General features: G+C 44.5%; 6 protein-coding genes. 2 read left to right on the top strand and 4 right to left on the bottom strand.

Translation table 11 applies throughout. The features are described from left to right. From IQ219_RS17445 to IQ219_RS20610, 3 genes are all read right to left on the bottom strand, one after another. On the bottom strand, window positions 1-1,491 hold a 1,491-nt coding region (locus IQ219_RS17445), incomplete at its 3' end, for a phospholipase D-like domain-containing protein (protein WP_228017292.1). A 321-nt stretch (window positions 1,492-1,812) separates the two neighbouring features. Next, window positions 1,813-2,121, bottom strand: a complete 309-nt coding sequence (locus IQ219_RS17440) for a hypothetical protein (RefSeq protein WP_228017288.1) — start codon at window positions 2,119-2,121, stop codon at window positions 1,813-1,815. 101 nt (window positions 2,122-2,222) lie between these two features. Beyond that, the gene (locus IQ219_RS20610) at window positions 2,223-2,516 is read right to left on the bottom strand and encodes an HNH endonuclease (RefSeq protein WP_368667630.1); all 294 of its coding nucleotides are present in this window, start codon (window positions 2,514-2,516) and stop codon (window positions 2,223-2,225) included. A gap of 157 nt (window positions 2,517-2,673) precedes the next feature. On the opposite strand from IQ219_RS20610, the gene IQ219_RS17435 reads away from it, so the two are divergent. Continuing rightward, window positions 2,674-3,270 carry a ParA family protein gene (locus tag IQ219_RS17435; RefSeq protein WP_194020809.1) on the top strand — a complete coding sequence of 199 codons (597 nt, stop codon included), beginning with the start codon at window positions 2,674-2,676 and terminating at the stop codon, window positions 3,268-3,270. Next, the gene (locus IQ219_RS17430) at window positions 3,263-3,517 is read left to right on the top strand and encodes a hypothetical protein (RefSeq protein ID WP_199309591.1); all 255 of its coding nucleotides are present in this window, start codon (window positions 3,263-3,265) and stop codon (window positions 3,515-3,517) included. Before IQ219_RS17435 ends, IQ219_RS17430 begins: the two co-directional genes overlap by 8 nt. A gap of 151 nt (window positions 3,518-3,668) precedes the next feature. Here IQ219_RS17430 and IQ219_RS20245 read toward each other — a convergent pair whose 3' ends face one another. Beyond that, the gene (locus IQ219_RS20245; protein WP_228017294.1) at window positions 3,669-4,064 is read right to left on the bottom strand and encodes a hypothetical protein; all 396 of its coding nucleotides are present in this window, start codon (window positions 4,062-4,064) and stop codon (window positions 3,669-3,671) included. Between the last annotated feature and the right edge of the window lie 64 nt (window positions 4,065-4,128).

The following is a 4,128-nucleotide window of genomic DNA, read 5'->3' as shown; positions in this document are numbered from 1 at the left end:
TACCTGGCTTTGCAACGTATTTGCCGCAAATGGACTATGCCCATCCAGCATTGGAAGGCGGCTCTTGCTTGTTTTGCTATTGAACACCCTAATTCTTTTCTTTTCTAATTTCCCCTTTACACAAATTTCTTGACACTCCCACTGTTGCCAATCTTCCGGCTCATCACTATGCTCAAATGCCATCAATGAGCGTACTGGGGTTGCATTATGTTTCCGTAAAAATTGCATTTCACCACCCAAATTACGGATGTGGGCTTCTGGTTTAATGCCAATGTCTGCTTCAGCCCTCAAAAATAAACGCAACTGAGACGATAAATCCAAATAGCCTTTATTGTATGGGGTTGCCGTCAGCAGAATACAACGACTGCCACTCTGCTCTATGTATTCTTTAATCGCCTGATATCGTTTTCCTTCACGGTTACGTAGGTTATGACTCTCATCAATCAGTACCAAACGAAACCGGGCAGGCACTTCCGGCAATCTTTGTTCCACTTGGCTAATCGGGACAACCTTACCCCGCAGACCATAGCGATCAACATAGCCTTGCCACATTGACTCAAGATTCTTCGGACAAATAATTAAGGTACTCGTCCCATATTCCTCCTCACACACATGGGCGATCGCCGTTCCCACTAACGTTTTCCCTAGACCAACCACATCACCGATCACTACTCCATTGCGCTTATCGATATGCTGCATCGCTACTCGTACAGCCTGCTCTTGAAATTCCAACAAACCAAAATTTTTCGGAGCTTGATATCGACTCAAACCATCCCGTGCTTCCTGCGACAGATGATAAGCCATCTTCAGATAAATATAAAAAGGAGGTAGTTGCTTTCCAGCCCAACTTTCATCAATCACCTTAATCAAGTCTTGGGAAATATCGAGAGAAAAATTATCCTCCCATCGTTCAATAAACCACTCTTCTAACTTCTTTGTATCGTCTCGGTCTGTGACTTCAACATTCAGTTCACCCTGACCACTTAAACCAGAGAAAGTCAGATTACTACTACCAACATAACCAATGCGAGGTGTAATCTTATCTTCTCGATAAATTAGATAAAGCTTGGCATGGAGTAGATGACGTAAAAATAGTTTAACTTCTAGTTTTTCAGCTTGCAATTGTGCTTTTAATCGTTTGAGGCTTGCTTCATCTCTTGCAGTAGGAACGCCATAGGTTAACTGCTCCCGAAATTCATGAGCCATAATCTTTTTCAACTCGTTTGCCTGTTCATTCGACATCCGCTGATTTGCACGCTTGGTAATAGACAAACTATGCTTAAGTTCATCGTTAGGCGGCTTCTGCATTCCCACCAATAAGCGACAATTTTGACCTTTCCCGGCAGTAAATTGCTCGACTTCATCCTCTAACTCTCGCCAACCACGCAGGTTAAAGTAGCCAACACAAAAATCCGAACGATAACCTTCCTTTAGACAATGCTTAAGCTCTGGCAGTAGAGGAAAATCGCAATTGTCATAGATTGAAGACATGGACGTTTAACCCTTCTCTTCCAATATCGCCAGCCTTTTCTCCAACCTACGAACCCGCTCCACCAGGGGCAAACTGTCGTTATCACCCACATAAGAGGCAATAGCAGCCAAGACTCCTTCAGTCACCGTCAAACCCTGCTGGTCAAGATAAGACTCCAACCGAGCAAGTAACGGGTCTGGAACTCGGATAGATAAACGCCGACTTTCCATAACTGACAATAGTTTTCTAGCGTATGACGGAATGCTATCGCAAGATTAGATCAAGCGTTGCAAAGTCTTAACAAATCGTGATAGTTAACTAAAAGGTTATTAATCGGGGCTTCAGCGGGTGAGATCCAACTTAGGTCTTTCAAAAACCTGAACGAATACTGAAGGCGGCAACAGGCGCAAAACCTCCTGGGCCAAACCATAGGCTTTCCTTGGGCCCTTCACCTCCAGTTCCATCGACGAAAACGAGTCAATCTCTAACTTGTAGTCCCGGCAATAAATCCAGAGCCAGTCATCGCATTGTGAACCCCATTCCAAGCGTGGGAAGTGGTCAGACAAGATTGACACAACTAACTCAAAATCTGACCGTCGTAATTCTGCAAAGATTACCCACTCGTTTTGATCCATACTGGTTACGACCATTGGGCACAATTATTACTAGGGATTATGAGAGAAGACCTGTTACTGTTCCTAGGCAGGGTTCCCCTCTTGATTTCCTACCCAATCTGGTCAGCTAAAACCTTTCAACAAAACCTTAGCGTTAACTGCCCAGGTGTAATATTCCCCCGTTGCCTGCGGTGATAGTGGAGATGGCAGGGAGAGCATAGGGCCATCAAATTACTAGGGGAGTTGTTACTTGGATCATAATCACAATGATGCACCGCCATCCTAAGCCTATACCGTTCCTCCTTTAGCAGACCCTTCCCCTCCCCAGGCTTAAGACATTGCACCCCACACCGTTCACAGACCCAACTAACGGACTGCTTTTTGGTAGCGGCTATATTTTTCCAGTCCGGCGAGTAACGATCATCTTTCATCCAAAACCCCTAGTAAAAAATTCAACTCCCACTCTTAACCCCTAGTAATTTTTTTAAAACACCCTGGCAACATTTTACGATTATAAACGTCTCCCTATCTAGACATTCAGAAGTTTAAACAGTTAAACGTCTAAACTTTTAAACACTTAACCATCCAATGATTATCACCGTTACTGCCTTTAAAGGTGGGGTAGGTAAAACCACAAGCTCTATTCACTTGGCGGCCTACCTTAATAACAAAGCCCCAACAATTCTGATTGATGGAGACTTAAATCGTTCGGCATTGCTGTGGGCATCCCACCAAAAGCTAGATTTTCCTGTTGTGGATGAGAGAGAAGGACTAAAAGCGGCCCGTAATTATGAGCACATCGTTGTTGATACTCCAGCTAGACCAGAAATTGAAGAAATTCGCTCCCTTGCTAGAGGATGTGACTTGATGGTTTTGCCAACCTCCCCCGATGCCCTTTCCATGGGAGCATTACAAGCAAACATCCAGACGTTTAAACAGCTAAACATTCCAAACTTTCGGATTTTAATGACCATCGTTCCGCCAAAACCTTCCACAGCAGGAATAGAAGCCAAGGAATATCTCCAAAGCTTAGGATTGCCTGTTTTTAAACGCATGATCACTCGATATGCCGCTTTTCCCAAAGCCGCCTTAGAGGGTTGTGTTGTTCGTGATGTCAAAGGCGATCGATATGCGGGGGCCGGTTGGAATGATTACAAAACCGTGGGAGGTGAAATTTATGGCTAAGGAAAAAAATCGCTTTGCAGGCTTTGAGAATTTTGTTCAGGCAGAATCAACTAGCTCAGAGTCAGCCCAAGGAAAACCAGAAGCGGCGATCGCAAAAAGCAAAGATCCCAATTTCAAAAAAACAACCCTCTACCTTTCCAAAGCCACCCACCTGAAATTACGCACCCATACCTTAAGCACTGAACAAGATATGTCCGAATTGGTGGAGGAGCTGTTAGTCGATTATTTCAAACGTCTAGACAGTTAAACAGGGAAACGTTCACTCAACTTTAACCTTAAGTGCTTAAACGGCTAACAATACAGACAGATAAGCGTCTAACCATTTAGACAGTTATTATAATTGGTTAGTTCAAAATCCATCAAAAAGTGAGCTGTCACCGACAGGCGTTAGGAAGGCTTCATAGGTTAGTACAATCTTTGCCAAGATATTGAAGGATAACGGTTACATCGAGTTTTTTTCTATCCCATTCCTGCACCACATCAAGCTTGTCCTTGGGGATATACTTCGACCCCTTGTGCTGTCTGATGCCATTCTCCCAAAGCTCATAGTGATAATAGTACTGCTCATAGGATTTTCTGCCCCTTGAGGTCTGTTTTTCGCAATAGTGCAATTGGATGTAACCACTACCCTGACCCCGAGATCTCCGTTTGGATTTTCGCTCAGAATTTTTACTAGGGGATAAGGGAATGGAGGTAGAGGATTCGCTTGAGGGCAATACTGGCTTGTCCTGGGGTAACGGTTCTGCCGGCCAACTTGCGGGCTTTAATTCTGCCGGGGGTTCCGGTGGGGACAATGCAGAATTGGGGGCCAAGGCCTGAAACCAGTGAGAAGGATAACCCTGAATCAGAGCATAGGCG

Origin of the sequence: Synechocystis sp. LEGE 06083, assembly GCF_015207725.1 — a bacterium.
Taxonomy (GTDB): Bacteria; Cyanobacteriota; Cyanobacteriia; order Cyanobacteriales; family Microcystaceae; genus Synechocystis; species Synechocystis salina.
This window is presented reverse-complemented; position numbering and strand designations above follow the sequence as displayed.